Origin of the sequence: Streptomyces canus 299MFChir4.1 (assembly GCF_000383615.1) — a bacterium.
GTDB lineage: Bacteria > Actinomycetota > Actinomycetes > Streptomycetales > Streptomycetaceae > Streptomyces > Streptomyces canus_C.
In genome coordinates, this window is the sequence record NZ_KB911584.1 from 344,832 (window position 1) to 365,083 (window position 20,252).

Below are 20,252 nucleotides of genomic sequence, written 5' to 3' on the forward strand. Positions count from 1 at the left end.
GGGGCCCCCGAGCTGGTCACCCTACTGGTTCTCGGTGACGGAGCGGCACCCTCCGAGGGCGCGCTGTGCACGGGCTGACGCATAGAGACATACGGCGGCCGCGGTGGCGAGGTTCAGGCTCTCGGCCTTCCCGTGGATCGGGACACGCACCACGGCGTCCGTGAGTGCGCGGGTCTCCTCCGGGAGCCCCCAGGCCTCGTTGCCGAAGACCCACGCGGTCGGCCCGCCCATGGTGCCCTTGTCGAGCTCGGCGTCGAGGTCGTCGGTGCCGGCCCCGTCGGCGGCGAGAATGCGCACACCGGCCCGCCTGAGCCCCTCGACTGCGTCCTCCACGGGTACGCCCACGGCGACGGGCAGGTGGAAGAGGGAGCCCACCGAGGCGCGTACGGCCTTGGGGTTGTAGAGATCGACGGACGCGTCGGTCAGTACGACGGCCTCGGCTCCGGCGGCGTCGGCGCACCGCAGGACGGTGCCGGCGTTCCCGGGGTCCCGTACGTTGGCGAGCACGGCGACGAGCTTCGGCCGGGCGGCGAGGATCTCCTCGAAGGGGGTGTCGAGGAACCGGCAGATCCCGACGAGCCCCTGCGGGGTGACCGTCGTCGAGATGTCGGCGATGACGTCCTCGGCGGCGAGGTGCACGCGGGCCCCGACGGCCCGGGCCTCCCCCACGATGTCGGCGTACCGCTCCGCGGCCTCGACGGTAGCGAACAGCTCGACCAGGGTGTCCTTGTGTCCCGCGGCCTCGCGCACGGCCTGCGGCCCCTCGGCGAGGAACAGCCGCTCCTTGCCCCGGAAGTTCCGCCGGGCGAGCCGCCGGGCGGCCGAGACCCGGGGGGACCGGGGGGAGATCAACTCGGGGGTGACGGGGGGCATTCGACTCACCTTCGGTACCAATTCTCCGCACCACTCAACGCAACGGACCCGCAGGCAGAAACCCACGGGTCCATCCAGTCACGTCGGCCTAGGCCAAGTGCGACGTCACGCGGCCTTGGGCGCGTTCACGTCGGCCGGCAGCGCCTTCTGGGCGACCTCGACGAGCGCCGAGAAGGCGGTCGCGTCGTTGACGGCCAGCTCGGCCAGGATCTTGCGGTCGACCTCGATGTTCGCGGCCTTCAGACCCTGGATGAGGCGGTTGTACGTCATGCCGTTGGCGCGGGCAGCGGCGTTGATGCGCTGGATCCACAGCTGACGGAAGTCGCCCTTGCGCTTCTTGCGGTCGTTGTAGTTGTAGACCAGCGAGTGGGTGACCTGCTCCTTGGCCTTGCGGTACAGGCGCGAACGCTGACCGCGGTAGCCGGAGGCCGCCTCGAGGATCGCCCGGCGCTTCTTGTGGGCGTTGACTGCCCGCTTGACGCGTGCCACTTGTTAACTCCTTGTAGCGGGGCCGTGGTTGGACTCACACGGCCCGGTATCGATTGGGTCCCGGTCTAGAGGTGCTTCAGGCGCTGGGCGCCCGGCCTCACTTGCCGAGAAGCTTCTTGATCTTCGCGGCGTCGCCCGGGGCCATCTCGGCGTTGCCGGTGAGGCGACGCGTCACGCGGGACGACTTGTGCTCGAGCAGGTGGCGCTTGCCGGCGCGCTCGCGGAGCACCTTGCCGGAGCCGGTGATCTTGAAGCGCTTGCTGGCACCGCTGTGCGACTTGTTCTTCGGCATAGCGCCGTTCTCTCCTCGTCGGTGGCGCTCCGGTGCCCGGTCCTGAAACCGGGCACTGTGAGCGTCGCTCTTGTATCGGTTGGGTCCTGGGGACTCGCGTCCCCCCGGGATCACGCCTCGGCGGAAGCCTCTGCCGGGGTCTCGACCTCGGTCTCGACCTCGGTCTCGGTCGCGATACCGGTCTCGTCCTCGTCGGACTCCGCGGCGTTCTGCGACTTGCCGGGGTTGGCCTTCGCGTCTGCCTTGCGGGCTTCCTGCGCCTGGCGGGCCTCGGCCATCGCCTCGGTCTTCTTCTTGTGCGGACCGAGAACCATGATCATGTTTCGGCCGTCCTGCTTCGGGTTCGACTCGATGAACCCGAGGTCCTGGACGTCCTCCGCGAGACGCTGCAGCAGTCGGTAGCCCAGCTCGGGCCGGGACTGCTCGCGACCACGGAACATGATCGTGATCTTGACCTTGTCGCCCTGCTTGAGGAACCGGACGACGTGACCCTTCTTGGTGTCATAGTCGTGCGGGTCGATCTTCGGCCGGAGCTTCATCTCCTTGATGACCGTGTGCGCCTGGTTCTTGCGCGCCTCACGGGCCTTCATGGCCGACTCGTACTTGAACTTCCCGTAGTCCATGAGCTTGCACACAGGCGGACGGGCGGTCGCCGCCACCTCGACCAGGTCCAGGTCGTACTCCTGCGCAAGCTCCAGTGCCTTGGCCAGGGGGACGATGCCCACCTGCTCGCCACTGGGACCGACAAGTCGCACCTCTGGAACGCGAATCCGGTCGTTGATGCGGGGCTCGGCGCTGATGGATCCTCCTCGGTTAGCACCACACGGCGGTCTGGCGGACCGCCGCGTATGTCATTTTCGTCAGACCTAACCGCGCCGAAGCACAAAAAATGCCCCGGACGATCACAGACGGGGCTCCAAACACTGCCGGAGCACCGCCGCGATGCCGCGGGGCGCGCTTTCGGGCGACTCCATCGTCCGTACGGAACGATGGTGGCCGCCTGACCGGGGTGACCCGCCGTCCCGGAGGGCGGTCGGGTGGGAGATCGGAGCCTCCACTTGTGGGCCGGTCACACTTACACACAGGTGTGTCCGGCCGGTCGTCACACAAGGTTAGCAGCAACCCGGGGGTGGTGCGAACCGGCCGGTGCCGGGCCCTATCGTGTGGGGCATGAGTGACACCCCTCCCGCGTCTCCTGACTCCCCCGGCTTCGACGAGATGACCCGCGACATCGCCGAGGTCCCCGCCGTCGAGGTGATCGTGACGGTCGCCGTCAACCTGATGAGCGCCGCCGCCGTGAAGCTCGGTCTGACCGAGGAGGGCGACAAGTACAAGGACCTGGACGAGGCCCGCAAGCTGATCCACGCCCTCGCCGGCCTGCTGGACGGCAGCGCGACGGAGATCAGCTCCTTCCACGCGGCCCCGCTGCGGGACGGGCTGAAGTCCCTCCAGCTGGCCTTCCGTGAGGCGTCCCTGGTCCCGGACGAGCCGGGCCACGGCCCCGGCGAGAAGTACACCGGGCCGATCTACGGCTAGCTCATCCCCGTACGTACAAGGGCTCGCCCGGCGGCGTGGCCCCGGCCGGCAGGACTGCCAGGTCGAGGCCGCGCACCAGGCGGGCCCTCAGTGTCTCGTCGGCGGCGAGGCGCTCGGCCACGGCCCGTGCGGCGTCCGCGGGCGTCGCGGACGGCTCCAGCACGAGGGCCAGGGTGCCGTCGGCCTGCCCCGGCCCGAGGTGGGCGCGGAGCACGGCGGGCTCGGCGGCCACGGCGTCCCGTACGGCCCCGAGGACGGCCGGGTCGGCCAGCGGGTCGGCGTTCACACGGCCCTCGGCGAGCGCGAGCAGCGCGGGACCGGTCAGCTCGAAGGGCACCGGGCCCGCCAGGTCCAGTACGACCGTGTCGGCCTTCTCGTGCGCGGCGGCCTGCAGCGCCTGGTGCAGGGGTACGGCGACGGGGCGGGCCTCGGGGTCCCAGCGGGCGAGGGACTCGGTGGAGGTGAAGGCGGGCAGGGCGGTCCGGGAGCCGGCCTTCAGCGTCGGGACGGCCATGTCGCTGGTCTTCTCGCGGCGCAGCCCGTTCTCGTCCTCCTCGACCTCGCCGAGCACGGCCACCACAGGGACGAGCAGCCGGGCGCCCTTGAGGGCCTCCAGGACGGGGCCCACGGCGGCGCGGTCCTCGGCCCACGCGCCGAGCGCCGCGCTCAGCCGGGGATCGGCGGAGCCGTCGTCGTCGGAGAAGCCGGAGTCGGGAATGTTCTTGTTCGCCACGGTCACCGACCCTATAGGGGGCTTGCTGTTGCGGTTGTGCGGGCCCGGAAACGTGCCCGTGACGGCTTTCACGGGTTTCTCAGAGTTCGCTGACACAGCTCTAACGTCCGTCTAACGGCCCGCACAGTCGGCGGCCCGACGATCGGCGCCATGGAGTCCTCCAGAGCCGCCAGACGCCGCGCCCGCAGGTTCCCGCGACGGCCGTTGACGTACACCGCGCTCGCCTGCGTCGCCGTCGTCGGTGTCACGGCCGGCGGGACGGTGTACGTGAAGGCGCAGGCGCACTCCGGGAGCAGCGCCGTATCGTCGGCGGCGACGCCGGCGGTCTCGCCCTCGCCGGCGACCACGACTGAGGAGGCGGCCGTGGCGGAACCCGTGGTGGATCTCGACGAGCGGCTGGCCGACGCCATGACGTCGGTGGACGTGACGGGCGAGCAGAAGGTCTCGGCGGCGGTGCTCGACCTGGAGTCGGGCGACAGCGCTGTCCACGGCGACGGCGCCTTCGACACGGCGAGCATCGTGAAGGTCGACATCCTGGCGGCGCTGCTGCTGCGGCACCAGGAGGCGGGCACGCGGTTGAGCGCGCGGGAGAAGGCGTACGCGACGACGATGATCGAGAACAGCGACAACGCCTCGGCGTCCGCGCTGTGGGACGCCATCGGGAAGGCCTCGGGGCTCGACGCCGCCAACAAGACGTTCGGGCTGACCGGTACGCAGGGCGGTGACGGGGCGCTGTGGGGGCTGACCTCGACGACGGCCGCCGACCAACTCACCCTGCTCCAGCAGGTGTTCGGGGACGACTCGAAGCTGAGCGAGGCCTCGCGGTCGTACGTTCGGGGACTGATGGGGCGGATAGCGGCCGATCAGCGGTGGGGGGTGTCGGCGGCGGCCGACGGGTCCGGCTGGGCGTTGAAGAACGGGTGGCTGCCGCGCAGTACGACCGGGCTGTGGGACGTCAACAGCATCGGACGGGTGTCGGTGGACGGCCACGCGTATCTGGTGGCCGTGCTGTCGAACGGCAACTCCACGCAGGCGAAGGGGATTTCGCTGGTGGAGGCGGCGGCGAAGGCGGCGGTGTCGGTGTTCACGGCCGAGGACGCGTCCGCGTCGGCGGCGGCGGCCTCGGCGAACGCCACGAGTGCGGCGGCTCGCTGAGGCTTCGGACCCGCCTCAGAAGCCCTCGTAGGACCGACGGGGGCCGCGGCGGCCGCGCCACAGGAACACCGCGGCGATCAGCAGGGCCACCCCCAGGCCGCCCGCCAGCGGGGCCGCCCAACTGGCCATGTGCTCCTCCGACTTGGCGGTGTCCGGGCCCGGGCCGAAGTACTTCTCGCCGTAGGAGGCCGGCTGCAGGCCCTGCGGCTTCAGCCGGTCCGCCGCCTTGAGCGCCGCCGCGGGGTCGACGAAGCCGAAGCCCCGGGAGTCGTCGCGGCCGCCCGCGGGGGCGTTGCGGGCGGTGTCCTCCAGGAGGCGCTTGATCTGCGCGGGCGTCAGGTCGGGGTGGGCGGCCTTGACGAGGGCGGCCGCGCCCGAGACGAACGCGGAGGCGGCGCTGGTCCCCCACCCCTCGTAGTACTTGTGGTCGGGGTCGGCGATGACCACGTCGTCGCCGGGGGCCGCGACCGTGGCGTACCAGCGGCGGGTGGAGAAGGAGGCGCGGGTGCCGAACTTGTCGACGGCGGTCGCGGCGATGACGCCCGGGTAGGCGGCCGGGTAGGAGATGTGGTCGCCCTTCTCGCCGCCGTTGCCAGCCGAGGCGACGACGACGGAGCCCTTCCCGAGGGCGTACTGGACGGCGTCGTCCTCGCCGGCCTCGGGGTGCGCTGAGGCGGAGTCGTCGCCGAGGGAGAGGTTGATGACGTCGGCGCCGTGGTCGGCGGCCCAGCGGATGCCCTCGGCGAGGGCGTTGCCGCGGGTGTTGCGGGCCTTGGCGCGGGCCGCGTCGCCGTCCTCCAGGATCACGCGGACGGGGAGGATCCTGGCCTCGGGGGCGATGCCCATGACGCCGTCGCCGTTGCCCACGCCGTGTCCGTGGCCGGCGATGATGCCGGCCATGGCGGTGCCGTGCCGGGCCCAGGAGCGGTCGCCCCGGGTGGCGCCGAAGCCGATCATGTCCTTGCCGGTGAGGACGTTGCCGACGAGGTCGGGGTGGTCGTTCTCGACGCCGGTGTCCAGGACGGCGACGGTGACGCCGGCGCCCTTGGTGGTCTGCCAGGCCTGCTGGGTGTGCATGGCGTCCAGGGCCCACTGCTTGGCGCGGATGCCGTCGGCGTGCGCGGCGGTGGGCGGGACGAGGGCGACGGAGGCGGCGAGGAGGACGCTCAGGAGACCTGCCCTGCGGGTGCTGACGCTCATGAGGACTGCTCCGGGGGCGAGGTGACCGTCTTGCGCAGGGCACGTTCGACCCGGTCGGCCAGGCCCTGGGCCTCGTTGCCGAGCCCGGCCTGGGCGGCGGGGGTGGTGTCGCCGGACTCCATGGCCTTCTCGGCGGGCTCCGGGGTGTCGACCGTACGGCCGTCCGCCCAGCCGGAGACGGCGTAGGCGACGACGGGGGCGTCGGTGAGGACGGAGATCGTCCAGGAGGCCCGCTGCGCGGCGCCGAACCCTGCCGCGAGAGTGTTCTTCGCGGCGTACGGGAGGGGCATCAGGTCGGTGCGGGAGCCCAGGCCCTCCCGGGCGAAGCGGGTGTCGAGGTCGCGCATGGCGGTGGCGTCGGCGTCGGTGAAGAGGAGGCCGACGGTGGTGACGTAGCTCTGGGTGGCGTCCGTGTAGGTGGCGCGCAGCAGCCGTTCGCAGCCGACGGGGGCGAGTGCCTTGCGCAGCAGGGGGTCGAAGGCGTCCTTGCAGCCGCCGTCGGGGGCGACGGCGATCCGCGTCCAGGTGCGGTCGGCACCGCCGGGCCCGGCGCCCTGGCCGTCGACGGTCGGCGGGAACAACTGGTCCACGGGCACGCTGTGCCACAGCTCGCCGGCCTGGGTGAAGGTGTCGCCGCGCCCTTCGTCCCCGGAGCCCCCGATCAGCCAACTCCCGGTCACGGCACCGCCGATGAGCCCGAGTCCGAGCACGACGCACGCGGCCACGGCGGCGATCCGCGGAGGGATCCGCACTCCCCACGACCGCTCCTTGTAACCGACCTCGGGCTCACCGAACGACACAACAGGCCGCCCGTTGCCGGGAGTTCCGTCATGCGGAGGCGGGGCGGCGCTCCAGGAGAGAGCGGGGTCGGGAGTGAAGGAGGCGGTCCGCGGCGGTGTCGTGGGCGCCGGAGGCGTAACCGGGTCACCGGAGACCGGCGCCTCACGCGGGGGGCGCGGCGGGAATCCGGGGCGCGCGTCGGGCATGGGCGGTACGGCGGTGCCGCCGGACACCGGTCCCGTACGGCCGTCCCCGGCCGTCGGGACGGGCCGCATCCGGAAGGTCGTCTCCGAGGCGGTCTCGGCGGGGGCGCCGGTACGACGTGGGGGGACGGTGGGCCGAGTCCTCGGCCGGGGCGGCACGGACGCACTCCCGGTGTCCGTCCCGCGCGAGGGGACACCGGAGGCGGGCGGCATCGGGCCGGGGGCGGGCCTGCGCGAGTCCGTGGAAGGCGACTCGGCGGTACGAGCGGTGCTCGGCCCATAAGACTCCGGCATCTCGCTCGCCGGACGCGACCGGGCACCCGGAGCGCGGTTCCCGGCGCTCGCGGCGGGCGGCATCGGGCCGGGGGCGGGCCTGCGGGGGTGCGTGGAGGGCGAGTCGGAGGTACCGGCGGTGTCCGCGCCGCCGGAGGCCGGTGGGGTGTCGGGGAAGCGGGCCGAGGCCGGGGGTGGGGGCGGGATGCTGCCGGGGTACGGGCCTCCCGGGCGCTGCGCCGGTGCACCGTCGGCAGGCGTCGAGGGGGCCCGGTTGCCGGAACCGTCCCCGTCGGGCCTGCCGGAGTCGGACGTGCCGTGTGCCTCGTCGCGCGACGGCGTCGAAGCCGAGCCGGTGCCGTTCGTCGTGCGTATCGGCGGCCGTCCCGCGGCGGCCGATCCCCGGGACGGCTCTCCGCCCGGCGCGCCGGACTCCCGCCCCGCGCTCATGTCGCCGAACGCACGGGGTGCCGTACCGCCGAGGTCCTGTCGGTCCGCACCGGCACTCCCGAAGACCGGTCGGCCGGGATCGCCGGCCTCTCGCCGCGTCTCCCGACCGCCACCCGCGGGCTCATGGCCGTCCGTCTCCCGCGGGGCCTGCCAGTCGAACCCGCCGAACGTCGGTCGCGTCGCCGCCCCTGAGCTGCGTCGGTTCCGCTCGCCGAACGCCTGCCAGTCGGAGTCGTCGTTCATCCGTCCGCCCGGTTCGACCATCGCTCGCTCGACCGACTCGCCGGCCTCGCGTCGTCCCGGCTCCTCGGACGACTCGGAGCCGGGCCCGCCCTCGCCCGTCGCCGGCGGCTGGGCCGGCCGCGGTGGGGTCGCCGGGCGTGGAGGAATCGAGGCGCGGCGTGCCTCCGTGCTCATGCGCCCCCCGTTTCCTCATGTCCGGGCCGTTCGGTCGTGCGCGGGCCCTCGCCGGAGTCGTCGGTGTGGAAGACCGCCGTCCGGGCACGCATACCCGCACGGAAGGGCCGGCATCCCGGCGCGGCGGCGACGGGGGGCGAACAGCCCTGCGTGCGTGCGCGTCACTCTACGGGTTGTTCCTGGGCGAACGGGAACCAGTCCGCCAGGCCGGGGGCATCTGCCCGGAACGTCCCCCTACCCTGCGGTAATCCTGTCTGGCAGGCTTCGTTCATGACTGCACGCGCCGCCGACCGGGCCCGTTACGACCGGGCCACCGCCCATCTCGACGCCCCCGTCGCGATCGTGGACCTGGACGCCTTCGACACCAACGCGGACGATCTCGTCCGCCGGGCTGCGGGCAAGCCCGTCCGCGTCGCCAGCAAGTCCGTGCGGTGCCGGGCCCTGCTCGAACGTGTCCTGGCGAAGGACGGCTTCGCGGGCATCATGTCGTTCACCCTCGCCGAGTCCCTGTGGCTGGCCCGGAGCGGTTTCGACGACATCCTGCTCGCCTACCCCTCCGCCGACCGCGCCGGGTACGCCGAACTCGCCGCCGATCCCAAGCTCGCCGCCGCCGTGACGGTGATGGTCGACGATCCCGCGCAGCTCGCCTTCATCGACGGTGCCCGCGCGGGCGGCACCGAAGTGATCCGGGTCTGCCTGGAGTTGGACACCTCGCTGAAGCTGCTCGGCGGCCGGGTCCGGGTCGGCGCCCGCCGTTCGCCGCTGCACTCCCCCGCCCAGGTCGCCGACATGGCCCGCGCGGTGGCCCGGCGCCCCGGGTTCAAGGTCGTGGGGATCATGGCCTACGAGGGGCACATCGCCGGTGTCGGGGACTCCGTCGCCGGACGGCCGCTGCGTTCCCGGGCCGTCCGGCTGATGCAGGCCACCGCCCGCCGGGAGCTGGCCGAGCGCCGCGCCGCCGTCGTGAGCGCGGTGCGGGCCGTCGTACCGGACCTGGAGTTCGTCAACGGCGGTGGCACGGGCAGTGTGCAGCACACCGCCGCGGAGGACGCCGTCACGGAGATCGGCGCGGGGTCGGGGCTGTACGTGCCGAGGCTGTTCGACAACTACACGTCTTTCAGCGGGCGTCCGGCCGCCCTGTTCGCCATGCCTGTCGTGCGCAGGCCCGGCGTGGGTGTCGTGACCGTCCTCGGCGGCGGCTACCCCGCCTCCGGCGCGGCAGGGCCCGACCGGCTGCCGGTGCCGTATCTGCCGGAAGGGCTGAAGTACGATCCGCAGGAGGGGCCGGGCGAGGTGCAGACCCCGCTGCTCGGCGCCCCCGCCGACGACCTGCTGCTCGGCGACAAGGTGTGGTTCCGGCACGCCAAGGCCGGTGAACTGTGCGAGCGGTTCGAGCGGCTGCACCTGATCGAGGGGGACGCGGTGACGGCGACCGTGCCGACGTACCGCGGGGAAGGCCACACGTTCCTCTAGGTCAACGGCCCACGGGCCGGATCCCCCCGGTGATCCGGTCCATGTCGGCGAGCGGCGGCCCGTCAGGCCCCGCGTCGAAGGCGAAGCGGACGACGACGGCGTCGGAAGGTCCGCCGCGGTCCGGGGCGAGGGCCAGCGACTGGACGTAGGCACCGGGCCCCCGGGCCGTGTTCACGCGCCAGCGCACCAGGTATCCGGTGCCTCCGGCGACGGCGACGCGCTCCGACCTGACGAGCCGGTGGCTGCGGATGTGGCCGTAGGACGCGTCGGCGGCCTGCGGTATGTCCTGCTGGGCGAGGGCCGCCGGGGCTCTCCCGGAGTCGGCGGGCAGTGCGCGGGTGAAGACCCTGCCGCCGTCGGTGGTCATCACGACGTGGTCGCGGGTGACGTACTTCGAGGGGACCCAGCCGTCCGGCAACGGCAGGCTGATGCCGTCGAGTTCGTCGACCAGACGGGACGGGACCGGGGCCGGGGAGGCGGTGGTGGGCTTCGGGCTCGCGACCGTCGGTGCCGTGTCCGGCACCACGTCGTCCCCGTCGCCCCGGGCGAGGGCGAACGCCCCGCTGACGAGCGCGGCGACGAGGGCGGTCCCGCAGGCCGTGAGGGCGACGGCCCTGGCGCGCCCCGCGGCCCGGCCGGCCGCCCGTGGCGGGCCGGGGGCGTCGGGGGCGCGCCGGTGGTCCGTCCAGGCCGTCCCGTCCCATCGGCGCTCCAGCAGCGGAGCGTCGGGGTCCGGGTACCAGCCGGGCGGGAGCGTCCTGCTCATCGATGCACTGTAGGACGGCCCCTACATCGGTGTGACGTACGCCCCCGAGATCCCGCCGTCCACGAGGAAGTCGCTGGCGTTGACGAACGAGGAGTCGTCGCTGGCCAGGAAGGCGACGGCGGCGGCGATCTCCTCGGCCTCGGCGAACCGGCCGACCGGAATGTGCACCAGGCGCCGCGCGGCCCGCTCGGGGTCCTTGGCGAACAGCTCCTGGAGCAGCGGGGTGTTGACCGGGCCCGGGCACAGGGCGTTCACGCGGATGCCCTCCCGCGCGAACTGCACGCCCAGTTCACGGGACATGGCGAGCACGCCGCCCTTGGAGGCGGTGTACGAGATCTGGGAGGTGGCCGCGCCCATCCTCGCCACGAAGGACGCGGTGTTGATGATGGATCCCTTGCCCTGCCGCCGCATGTAGGGGATCGCGGCCTTGCAGCACAGGTACACGGAGGTCAGGTTGACCTCCTGGACGCGCTTCCAGGCCTCCAGGCCCGTCTCCAGGATCGAGTCGTCGTCGGGCGGGGAGATACCCGCGTTGTTGAAAGCGACGTCGACGCTGCCGTAGGTGTCGTACGCCGTCCTGAACAGGGCCTCGACCTGCTCGGGGTCGGTGACGTCGACCTTGACGAAGAGCCCGCCGACCTCGTCGGCGGCGGCCTTGCCGCGGGTCTCGTCGACGTCGGCGCACACGACGTGGGCGCCCTCGGAGGCGAGCCTGCGGGCGGTGGCGAGGCCGATGCCGCTGCCGGCTCCGGTGATGACGGCCGTACGGCCGACGAGGCGACGGCACACGATCGGGTCGGTCGCAGAGGTCGAAGAGGTCACTGGGCGGGGCCTTCCGTGCTGATGAAGACGTTCTTGGTCTCGGTGAAGGCGGTCAGGGCGTCCGGGCCGAGTTCCCGGCCGAGTCCGGACTGCTTGTAGCCGCCGAAGGGGGTCCAGTAGCGGACGCTGGAGTGGGAGTTGACGGACAGGTTGCCCGCCTTGACGGCCCGGGACAGACGCAGCGCGCGGCCGATGTCACGGGTCCAGAGGGAGCCGGAGAGGCCGTACGGGGTGTCGTTGGCGAGCCGGATCGCGTCCTGTTCGTCGGTGAAGGGCAGCAGGACGGCGACCGGGCCGAAGATCTCCTCTCGGGCGGCCTCGGAGTCAGGGGCCTCGCCGGTGAGGACGGTCGGCGCGAACCAGAAGCCCGGCCCGTCGGGTGCGCTGCCGCGCAGACCGGGCGCGTCCGAGGGCACCAACCGCCGTACCCGGTCCAGTTGCTGACGGGAGATCAGCGGGCCCATCTGGGTCTTCTCGTCGGCCGGGTCGCCCACGACCACGGAGGCGACGGCGTCGGCGAGCAGGTCACGGACCTCGTCGTACACCGATTCCTGGACCAGGATCCGGGTGCGGGCGCAGCAGTCCTGGCCGGAGTTGTCGAGGAAGGAGAAGGGGTCGACGGCCGTCTTCAGGTCCGCGTCGGCGAAGACGATGTTGGGGCTCTTGCCGCCCAGTTCGAGGGTGACCGGCTTGACCTGGCGGGCGCAGCGCTCCATGACGTCACGGCCGGTGCGGGTGGAACCGGTGAACACGATCTTCGCGACCCCGGGGTGCTCGACGAGGGCGGTGCCCGCGACCGGGCCGTGTCCTGGCAGCACCTGGAACAGGCCCTCCGGCAGCCCGGCGTCCAGGGCGAGTTCGGCGAGCCGCAGGGCCGTCAGCGGCGTCGTCTCGGCGGGCTTGAGGACGACCGCGTTCCCGGCGGCGAGCGCGGGTGCCGTACCCCAGGCGGCGATCGGCATGGGGAAGTTCCAGGGCGCGATGACGCCGACCACGCCGAGGGGTTCGAGGATGGTGACGTCGAGGCCGCCGGGGACCGGGATCTGGCGGCCGTTCAGCCGTTCCACCCCGCCCGCCGCGTAGGCGAGCAGGTCACGGACGTTGCCGGCCTCCCAGCGGGCGTTGCCGAGGAGGTGACCGGCTTCCCGGACCTCCAACCGGGCCAGTTCCTCGACGTGTCGGTCGACCACGTCGGCGAACCGGCGCAGCAGCCGCGCCCGGTCGGCGGGGGCGACGGCCGCCCAGCGCTCCTGTGCCTTCGACGCGCGGGCGACGGCCGCGTCCACGTCGGCCGCGGTGGCGGCGGGGACGGTGGCGACGACCTCTTCGGTGGCCGGGTTGAGGACGGTGAGTTCATGCTCGTACGACAACGAAGTACCTCTCACAGACGTCGACATCACAGACGTTCGAAGGAGCGGCGCAGCTCCCAGTCGGTGATCGCCGCGTCGAAGGCCTGGAGTTCGACGCGGGCCATGTTGCGGTAGTGCGCGACGACCTCGTCGCCGAAGGCGGCCTTGGCGATCGGGCTGTTCTCCCAGAGTTCGGCGGCCTCGCGCAGGGTGGTGGGGACCTGTGCGTACTCGGCGGTGTAGGCGTTGCCGGTGCACACCTCGGGCAGTTCCAGCTTCTGCTCGATGCCGTACAGCCCGGCGGCGACCAGCCCGGCGACCGCGAGGTGCGGGTTGACATCCCCGCCGGGCAGCCGGTTCTCGAAGCGCAGGGAGCGGCCGTGGCCCACGACCCGCAGCGCGCAGGTGCGGTTGTCGTGGCCCCACGCGACGGCCGTGGGGGCGAAGGAGCCGGGCTGGAACCGCTTGTAGGAGTTGATGTTGGGAGCGTAGAGGAGCGAGAAGTCCCTGAGGGCCGCGAGCTGCCCCGCGAGGAAGTACCGCATCACGTCGGACATGCCGTCGGGGCCCGCCATGGCGTTGTTGCCGTCCGCGTCGGCGAGCGAGAGGTGGATGTGGCAGGAGTTGCCCTCGCGCTCGTCGTACTTGGCCATGAAGGTGAGCGACACGCCCTCCTGGGCGGCGATCTCCTTGGCACCGGTCTTGTAGATCGCGTGCTGGTCGCAGGTGACCAGGGCTTCGTCGTACTTGAACACGATCTCGTGCTGGCCGGGGTTGCACTCCCCCTTGGCGGACTCGACGGTGAGACCGGCGGCCGTCATGTCGTTGCGGATGCGGCGCAGCAGCGGTTCGATACGGCCGGTCCCCAGCACCGAGTAGTCGATGTTGTACTGGTTCGCCGGTGTCAGCCCCCGGTACCGGGCGTCCCAGGCCTGCTCGTAGGTGTCCTTGAAGACGATGAACTCCAGCTCGGTGCCGACCTGGGCGGTGTAGCCGAGCTCGGCGAGCCGCTCCAGCTGGCGGCGCAGGATCTGGCGGGGCGCGGCGACGACCGGCGAGCCGTCGTTCCAGGCGAGGTCGGCGATCAGCATGGCCGTACCGGCGTTCCAGGGCACGCGGCGCAGGGTGCTCAGGTCCGGGTGCATGGCGAAGTCGCCGTAGCCGCGGTCCCACGACGACATCGCGTAGCCGTCGACGGTGTTCATCTCGGTGTCGACGGCGAGGAGGTAGTTGCAGCCCTCGGTGCCGTGGTGGAGTACCTCGTCGAGGAAGAAGCGGGCGGCGAATCTCTTGCCCTGGAGCCGCCCTTGCATGTCGGGGAAGGCCAGGACGACAGTGTCGATCTCGCCGCTCGCGACGAGGGCGTGCAGCTCCTCGACGCTGAGCGGGGGTGTGCGGTCTGCCACGGGAGAGCTCCTTCGGCTGCTGCGCGTTTTCCCGACCGGGCCGGGAGCCATAAGGTATTGCTCTGAACCATTGCTTGGGAAGGGGGCTCGGCCATATGTCGGTGGACGCTGACGGCGGCGCGGCCGACCGGTTGACTCCGGTGCTGCGGCCGGTCAGGGCGGGCAACGGCTTCGAGGAGGCGCTGGAGCAGATCCTCCAGGTCGTGCGGCTCGGGCTGGTGCCGGGGGGCGAGCGGCTGCCGGCCGAGCGGGAGCTCGCGGAGCGGCTCGGGATCAGCCGGGTGACGTTGCGCGAGGTGCTGAAGGTGCTCCAGGACCAGGGGCTGGTGGAGTCGCGGCGCGGGCGGTACGGCGGCACGTTCGTGCTGCCCCGCACGCGGGACGCGGTGGGCGAGGCGGAGCTGCGGCGCCGGATCGCCGAGGCGGACATCGAGGACCTGCTGCGCTTCCGGGAGGTCCTGGAGGTGGGCGCGGCGGGCCTGTGCGCGGCGCACGGCCTCACGGACGAGCAGGCGGAGCGGCTGCGCGCGGCACTGGGGGCCACCCAGGAGGCACCGCTTGAGGACTACCGGCGCCTGGACACCCTGCTGCACCTGACGATCGCCGAGCTGTGCGGCTCACCGACCCTGACCGCGCAGTACGCGGCCGTGCGGGCCTCGGTGAACGATCTCCTGGACTGCATCCCGCTCCTGGTCCGCAACCTGGAGCACTCGCAGCGGCAGCACGCGGCGCTGGTCGAGGCGGTCCTCGACGGGGACGCGGACGGGGCGCGGGAGATGATGCGGGAGCACTGCGCGGGCACGGCGGCGCTGCTGCGGGGATTTCTGGCGTGACCTTGCGGCCGGGCGGCCCGGGAGGCAAAGGTATGGCTGTGGGCCATTGCAAGCCTGGGAGGGCCGAGTGACGACCGTACGACCGCTGATCGGCGTCAGCACCTATCTGGAGGCCGGGGCGCGCTGGGGCGTCTGGGAACTGGAGGCGGCGCTGCTGCCGGCCGGCTATCCGCGTCTGGTGCAGCGGGCGGGCGGCCTGGCCGCGATGCTCCCGCCGGACGCCCCGGAGCACGCGGCGGCGACGGTGGCCCGCCTGGACGGCCTGGTGATCGCGGGCGGCCCGGACGTGGAACCGGTCCGCTACGGCGCCACCCCCGACCCCCGCACCGGTCCGCCCGCCCGCGCCCGTGACGCCTGGGAACTGGCCCTGATCGAGGCGGCGCTGGCCTCCGGCACCCCCCTTCTGGGCATCTGCCGCGGCATGCAGCTCCTGAACGTGGCCCTGGGCGGCACCCTCACCCAGCACGTCGACGGCCACGCGGAGACCATCGGCGTGTTCGGCCACCACGCGGTCAAACCCGTACCTGGCACGCTCTACGGCGACCTCGCCCCCGAGGAGACCTCCGTACCGGCCTACCACCACCAGGCGGTGGACCGCCTCGGGACGGGCCTGCTGGCCTCGGCTCACGCGGCGGACGGCACCGTGGAGGCGGTCGAACTCCCCGGCCCGCACTGGGTGCTGGGCGTGCAGTGGCATCCGGAGATGGGCGAGGACCTGCGGGTGACACAGGCCCTCGTCAAAGCCGCAGCCGGCGCCTGAGCCAGGCCAGGGCCGCGTCGCCCTGAGCCCGTTGGAAGGCCCGCACGGTGGGGATGCCCGGCGGCGGGGGCAGCAGGCAGTGGTACAGGAAGTACCCGGTCAGGGCGGCGAGCGCGGTGGTGACGGCGTCGGGGTCGGCGCCCGCGCCCAGCAGATGTGCCGTGAACAGTTCCTCCGGGTCCGGGCCGCCCTGGGCGCGGACGCACGGCAGCATCACCAGCAGGTCGAACCACACGGTGGCGCGCAGGACGTGCGGCCAGTCGACGAAGACGGTACGGCCGTCGTCGGTCAGCAGGATGTTGTCGGCCCGCAGGTCGCCGTGGGCGAGGGTGTCACCGGTGACGGCCTCGGGCCAGGGGGCGGCGAGTTCCGCGAGGTGGGGCAGGTGGCCGGCGGCCCAGGGGTCGAGGCGTGCCGTGAGGTCCTCGTGCTCACCGTGCAGAAGTCGCTGCCAGCCGGCGAAGGTGCCGGCGAGGGCCGTGGCGGCGGGTGGAGCGTCGAGGGGAGACGGGGTGAGGGTGCGGCTCAGGTCCGCCACCGCGTCCAGGACGCGCTCCAGCTCGGTCCTGTGCCACGGGACATGGGGCTGGCTGCCCGGGACGTCCTCGTAGACGAGCGCCACCCAGGTGCCGTCGTCGTGGGTGCCGAGCAGGCGGGGTGCCGGGACGGCGGCTGGAAGCGCGGCGGCGTTGCGGGCCTCGGCGCGGTGCAGTTCCGGGCTGTCGGGGTTGGTGTCGCCGCTGACGGCCTTGACGAAGGCGCGGCGGCCGCTGGTGGTGCGCACGCGGGTGGCGACGCCCGGGGAGAATCCGCCGGGTTGGGTGACGGCGTGGGCGACCGGCTCGCCGAGCACGTCGGCGACGGCGTCGCGTACGGCCTCGGGGAGGTCCCCCCAGGGGGTGCGGACGCCTGTGGCGGGTGGGGCGGTCGCGGTCATGCGGTTCATGGTGCGGGTCCGCCGCGTCGACGCGCCAAGGGTTTTCGCGCGCCTGCGCGCCGAGGGTTCTTCGCGTGCCGACGCGCCAAGGGTTCTCCGCGTGCCGACGCCCCGAGCGTCCTTGAGCCCTACGACCGCGTCAGCGACAGCAGGTCCCTCGCCGGGCCCACCGGTCGGTGGCCCGTGGGCCATACCGCTCGCAGGTCCCGGGCCAGTGACACGCCGGCCACCGGGACCCGTACCAGTCGGCGCAGGGCCAGTTCCTCGCCGACGGCCAGTTCGCTCAGGACCGCCGGGCCCGCTCCGCTGACCGCCGCCGCCTTGACCGCCGTGGTGGACGACAGCTCGATCAGGGGGCGGGCCAGGCCGCCCAGAGCCGCGTCCAGGACCTGGCGGGTGCCCGAGCCCTTCTCCCGGAGGATCAGCGGCGTCGCGGCCAGTTCGGCGGCTTCCAGGGGGCGCCGGCGGCGGGCCCAGACATGTCCCGGGGCCGTCACCACGATCAGGTGGTCGTGGGCTATCACCACCGAGTCCAGCCCCGACGGGACCGTCAGTCCCTCCACGAAACCCAGGTCGGCCTCGTCGGACAGCAGGCGCTCCACGACCGTCGCCGAGTTCCCCGCGTGCAGCGACACCGCCGTGTCCGGGCGCCCCGCGCGCAGGGCCAGGAGCCACCCCGGCAGCAGGTACTCCGCGATCGTCATGCTCGCCACCACCCGCAGCCGGGAGTCCCGGCGGACCCGCAGCGCCTGTGCCCCGGCGTCGAAGGCCTCCGCCGCCTCCACGATCCGCCGCGCCCAGTCCGTGACCAGCGCCCCGGCGTCCGTGAGCCGGGAGCCGCGGGGCGAGCGGTCGACCAGAGCCACCCCCAACTGCCGTTCCATGGAACGGATCCGGCTGCTCGCCGCCGGCTGGGTGATGCCCAGCTCCCGCGCCGCCGCGCCAAGGCTCCCCAGCCGCGCCACAGCCAGCAGCAGTTCCAGCGCGCCCAGATCCGGCACCCGGTGGGACAGCCCCCCGCCGATCGCCGGTTCCCGCTCCTCCACACCGCTCATAAAGACAGCTTATGCCCCCATAGAGCCATACTCCCTGGTCGCGGCCCTCCCCGAACGACACCGTGGAGACATGGTCACCGCCGTCCGTCACCTCGGGCCCAACTGGTACGCCTGCGTCATGGGCACCGCGATCGTCGCCACCGCAGGCGTCGCGCTCCCGGTGCACCTCCCCGGCCTCCGCCCGATCTGCGCCGCCGTCTGGCTTCTGTCCCTGGCCCTGCTGCTCGTCCTCCTCTGCGCCCGCGCCCTGCACTGGCACCACCACGCCGACCAGGCCCGCGCCCACCTCCTGGACCCTGCCACGGCCCCCTTCTACGGCTGCCTCGCCATGGCCCTGCTGGCCGTGGGCGGCGGCGCCCTCACCGTCGGCCGGTACTGGATCGGGACGACGGCCGCGGTCGCTCTGGACGCCGTGCTGTTCACCGCCGGTACGGCCGTGGGGCTCGCGGCCGCCGTCGCCGTGCCGTACCTCATGGCCGTACGGCAGCACGCCGAGCCGCGGCAGGCCACGCCCGTGTGGCTGCTCCCCCTCGTCGCGCCCATGGTGTCCGCCGCCCTGGGCCCGCTCCTCGTGCCGTATCTCCCCGCAGGTCAGCCGCGCGAGACCCTCCTGCTCGCCTGCCTCGCGATGTTCGGGCTCAGCCTTCTCGCGACCCTGCTGATGCTGCCGCTCGTCTTCGCCCGGATCGTCACCGGCGGGCCGCTCCCCCTCGCCCTCACCCCGGCCCTCTTCCTGGTCCTCGGCCCGCTCGGTCAGTCCACCACCGCCGTCGGCAAGTTCGCGGACGTGGCCCCCGGGGTCGTACCGGCCCCCTACAGCCAGGGCTTCGCAGTCCTCGCGGTCCTGTACGGCGTGCCCGTGATGGGGTTCGCGCTGCTGTGGCTGGGGCTCGCCACCGCGCACGTGGTCCGGGCCCGTCGGCACGGGATGCGGTTCTCGATGACCTGGTGGGCGTTCACCTTCCCGGTCGGCACCTGCGTCACGGGCGCCGAGACGCTGGCCCGGCACACCGGGCTCGTCGTCTACGACTGGCTCGCCACCGGGCTGTACGCCGCTCTCGTCGCCGCCTGGGCCACGGCCGCCGCGCACACCGCTCGCGGGGTCGTCAGCGGAGCGCTGCTCGCAGGGCCTCGTCCAGTGCCCGTGGTGCTGCGGCCAGCGACGGCCCGTACCACGTCAGGTGCCGTCCGCTGACGAGTGCGCAAGGCAGGCCGGGGAAGGCCTCCGGGCCGTCGTCGGGGGTGAAGCGGTACGGCTCGTCCGGGAGGACGACCACGTCCGGGGCGGCCGCCCGCAGCTCCTCCAGCGGGATGCGCGGATAGCGGTCGGCGTGGCCGGCGTACACATGGTCCACCCCCAGGCGGGACAGCACGTCGCCGGCGAAGGTGTCCCGGCCCAGCACCATCCACGGCCTGCGCCAGATGGGCACGACCGCCGTCACGCGGTGCTCCCGTGCGGGAAGCGCCGACCAGGCCTCCTCGGCCTCGTCCAGCCAGCGCGGCCGTACGACGCCACAGGCCTCGACGACCCGGGCCAGCTCCTCGAAGGCCTGCGGGACGTCCCGGACCTCGGTGAGCAGGACCTCCAGGCCCGCCGCGCGCAGGGCTTGAAGATCCGGCTCGCGGTTCTCCTCCTCGTTGGCGATCACCAGGTCGGGGGCGAGGGCGACGATCCGGTCGACTTTCGGGTTCTTGGTGCCGCCGATCCGGGGGACGTCGAGGTCCGCCGGGTGCGTGCACCAGTCGGTGGCGCCGACCAGGGCGCCGGGTGCCGAGCGGGCGATCGCCTCGGTCAGCGAGGGGACCAGGGAGACGACCCTCACTGCCGGGGCCGGTCCTGGACCGCCTCGATGTGTTCGGCCACGGCGACGACGACCACGCGGGTGTCCGCCACGGTCGCCCGCCAGCGGTGCCGCACCCCGCCGGTCAGGTACAGGGTGTCGCCGCGGCCCAGCCGGTAGGCGCGCCCCTCGGCCTCGACGTCCACCGCGCCGTCGGCCACGTACATCAACTGGTCGTTGCGGTACTGGAATTCACGGCCCGCGTCGTGGTCGCCGGTGAACTCCTGGGCGTGCATCTGGTGGTGCCCCCGCACCAGGGAGCGCATCCGGGGTTCGTAGCCCGGGTCCGGACCGTCGGCGTGCACGACGTCGACGCTGCACGCCGGGTCGGCGGCCGCGAGGAGTTCCACGGCCGTGGTGCGCAGCGCGTCGGCGACCTTCTCCAGGGAGCTGCGGCTGGGGCGGGCGCGTTCGTTCTCGATCTGGCTCAGGAAGGGGACCGAGAGGCCGCTGCGCTCGGCGACGACGGCGAGAGTGAGCTCCAGCGCGCGGCGCCGACGGCGCACGGCCGCGCCGACCCGAAGGGGCTGTTCTTTGTGGTCGCCCATGGCTCCGGCTCCCTCCTCCGCTCGTCGGTCCTGTGACGCGTCCCCTGATGAGTTGTCTGCA

Annotated in this window: 20 protein-coding genes and 1 pseudogene; 6 read left to right on the forward strand and 15 right to left on the reverse strand. The window is 73.0% G+C overall.

Features of this window, described 5'->3' with window-relative positions; translation table 11 throughout:
* Window positions 1-21 precede the first annotated feature (21 nt).
* The 4 genes and pseudogenes from H293_RS0109635 to infC form a co-directional block, all read right to left on the reverse strand.
* Window positions 22-873, reverse strand: a complete 852-nt coding sequence (locus H293_RS0109635) for a TrmH family RNA methyltransferase (RefSeq protein WP_020117664.1) — start codon at window positions 871-873, stop codon at window positions 22-24.
* A 105-nt stretch (window positions 874-978) separates the two neighbouring features.
* A complete protein-coding gene (rplT, locus tag H293_RS0109640; RefSeq protein WP_020117665.1) occupies window positions 979-1,362 on the reverse strand; it encodes a 50S ribosomal protein L20 in 384 nt (127 codons plus the stop codon).
* Window positions 1,363-1,459: 97 nt separating this feature from the next.
* Window positions 1,460-1,654: a 50S ribosomal protein L35 gene (gene rpmI, locus H293_RS0109645; RefSeq protein ID WP_003977225.1), complete on the reverse strand. Its 195-nt coding sequence runs from the start codon at window positions 1,652-1,654 to the stop codon at window positions 1,460-1,462.
* 110 nt (window positions 1,655-1,764) lie between these two features.
* Window positions 1,765-2,479 (reverse strand): annotated as a pseudogene (gene infC, locus H293_RS0109650) (translation initiation factor IF-3).
* A 345-nt stretch (window positions 2,480-2,824) separates the two neighbouring features.
* On the opposite strand from infC, the gene H293_RS0109655 reads away from it, so the two are divergent.
* Entirely contained in the window at window positions 2,825-3,190 is a 366-nt protein-coding gene (locus H293_RS0109655) for a DUF1844 domain-containing protein (RefSeq protein WP_020117667.1), read from the forward strand.
* A gap of 1 nt (window position 3,191) precedes the next feature.
* Here H293_RS0109655 and H293_RS0109660 read toward each other — a convergent pair whose 3' ends face one another.
* Entirely contained in the window at window positions 3,192-3,923 is a 732-nt protein-coding gene (locus tag H293_RS0109660; RefSeq protein ID WP_020117668.1) for an SseB family protein, read from the reverse strand.
* Between the two features lie 150 nt (window positions 3,924-4,073).
* Here H293_RS0109660 and H293_RS0109665 point away from each other — a divergent pair, with 150 nt between their 5' ends.
* The gene (locus tag H293_RS0109665) at window positions 4,074-5,078 is read left to right on the forward strand and encodes a serine hydrolase (protein WP_028807701.1); all 1,005 of its coding nucleotides are present in this window, start codon (window positions 4,074-4,076) and stop codon (window positions 5,076-5,078) included.
* Between the two features lie 15 nt (window positions 5,079-5,093).
* Here H293_RS0109665 and mycP read toward each other — a convergent pair whose 3' ends face one another.
* On the reverse strand, window positions 5,094-6,278 hold the full coding sequence (gene mycP, locus H293_RS0109670) for a type VII secretion-associated serine protease mycosin (RefSeq protein WP_020117670.1): 1,185 nt from the start codon (window positions 6,276-6,278) through the stop codon (window positions 5,094-5,096).
* Window positions 6,275-7,078: a hypothetical protein gene (locus tag H293_RS61590; protein ID WP_020117671.1), complete on the reverse strand. Its 804-nt coding sequence runs from the start codon at window positions 7,076-7,078 to the stop codon at window positions 6,275-6,277. The genes mycP and H293_RS61590 overlap by 4 nt, the downstream gene beginning before the upstream one ends.
* Window positions 7,079-8,671: 1,593 nt before the next feature.
* On the opposite strand from H293_RS61590, the gene H293_RS0109685 reads away from it, so the two are divergent.
* Window positions 8,672-9,874 (forward strand): amino acid deaminase/aldolase, encoded by a 1,203-nt coding sequence (locus H293_RS0109685; protein WP_020117673.1) that lies wholly within the window; start codon window positions 8,672-8,674, stop codon window positions 9,872-9,874.
* Window position 9,875: 1 nt separating this feature from the next.
* Here the strand turns inward: H293_RS0109685 and H293_RS0109690 are convergent, their stop codons facing one another.
* From H293_RS0109690 to H293_RS0109705, 4 genes are read right to left on the reverse strand one after another with little or no spacing between them, the layout of a single operon-like run.
* A complete protein-coding gene (locus tag H293_RS0109690) occupies window positions 9,876-10,640 on the reverse strand; it encodes a DUF2510 domain-containing protein (RefSeq protein ID WP_020117674.1) in 765 nt (254 codons plus the stop codon).
* A 21-nt stretch (window positions 10,641-10,661) separates the two neighbouring features.
* Window positions 10,662-11,462 (reverse strand): 3-oxoacyl-ACP reductase, encoded by an 801-nt coding sequence (locus H293_RS0109695; protein WP_020117675.1) that lies wholly within the window; start codon window positions 11,460-11,462, stop codon window positions 10,662-10,664.
* Window positions 11,459-12,832: an aldehyde dehydrogenase family protein gene (locus tag H293_RS0109700; RefSeq protein ID WP_020117676.1), complete on the reverse strand. Its 1,374-nt coding sequence runs from the start codon at window positions 12,830-12,832 to the stop codon at window positions 11,459-11,461. The genes H293_RS0109695 and H293_RS0109700 overlap by 4 nt, the downstream gene beginning before the upstream one ends.
* Before the next feature lie 26 nt (window positions 12,833-12,858).
* On the reverse strand, window positions 12,859-14,217 hold the full coding sequence (locus tag H293_RS0109705) for a glutamine synthetase family protein (protein WP_020117677.1): 1,359 nt from the start codon (window positions 14,215-14,217) through the stop codon (window positions 12,859-12,861).
* A gap of 95 nt (window positions 14,218-14,312) precedes the next feature.
* Here H293_RS0109705 and H293_RS0109710 point away from each other — a divergent pair, with 95 nt between their 5' ends.
* Together H293_RS0109710 and H293_RS0109715 are read left to right on the forward strand one after the other, a co-directional pair.
* The gene (locus H293_RS0109710; protein ID WP_020117678.1) at window positions 14,313-15,050 is read left to right on the forward strand and encodes a FadR/GntR family transcriptional regulator; all 738 of its coding nucleotides are present in this window, start codon (window positions 14,313-14,315) and stop codon (window positions 15,048-15,050) included.
* Window positions 15,051-15,117: 67 nt separating this feature from the next.
* Window positions 15,118-15,810 carry a gamma-glutamyl-gamma-aminobutyrate hydrolase family protein gene (locus H293_RS0109715; RefSeq protein WP_020117679.1) on the forward strand — a complete coding sequence of 231 codons (693 nt, stop codon included), beginning with the start codon at window positions 15,118-15,120 and terminating at the stop codon, window positions 15,808-15,810.
* Here H293_RS0109715 and H293_RS0109720 read toward each other — a convergent pair.
* Window positions 15,788-16,747 (reverse strand): phosphotransferase, encoded by a 960-nt coding sequence (locus H293_RS0109720; RefSeq protein ID WP_028807703.1) that lies wholly within the window; start codon window positions 16,745-16,747, stop codon window positions 15,788-15,790. The genes H293_RS0109715 and H293_RS0109720 overlap by 23 nt on opposite strands.
* Window positions 16,748-16,875: 128 nt before the next feature.
* Window positions 16,876-17,802: a LysR family transcriptional regulator gene (locus H293_RS0109725; protein WP_020117681.1), complete on the reverse strand. Its 927-nt coding sequence runs from the start codon at window positions 17,800-17,802 to the stop codon at window positions 16,876-16,878.
* A gap of 70 nt (window positions 17,803-17,872) precedes the next feature.
* Here H293_RS0109725 and H293_RS0109730 point away from each other — a divergent pair, with 70 nt between their 5' ends.
* Window positions 17,873-18,997, forward strand: coding sequence for a TDT family transporter (locus H293_RS0109730; RefSeq protein WP_020117682.1), 1,125 nt, complete (start codon window positions 17,873-17,875; stop codon window positions 18,995-18,997).
* Here H293_RS0109730 and H293_RS0109735 read toward each other — a convergent pair.
* Both H293_RS0109735 and H293_RS0109740 read right to left on the reverse strand, forming a co-directional pair.
* On the reverse strand, window positions 18,909-19,625 hold the full coding sequence (locus H293_RS0109735; RefSeq protein WP_020117683.1) for a helical backbone metal receptor: 717 nt from the start codon (window positions 19,623-19,625) through the stop codon (window positions 18,909-18,911). The two genes, H293_RS0109730 and H293_RS0109735, sit on opposite strands and share 89 nt — an antisense overlap.
* Window positions 19,622-20,191 (reverse strand): helix-turn-helix domain-containing protein, encoded by a 570-nt coding sequence (locus H293_RS0109740; protein ID WP_020117684.1) that lies wholly within the window; start codon window positions 20,189-20,191, stop codon window positions 19,622-19,624. Before H293_RS0109740 ends, H293_RS0109735 begins: the two co-directional genes overlap by 4 nt.
* Between the last annotated feature and the right edge of the window lie 61 nt (window positions 20,192-20,252).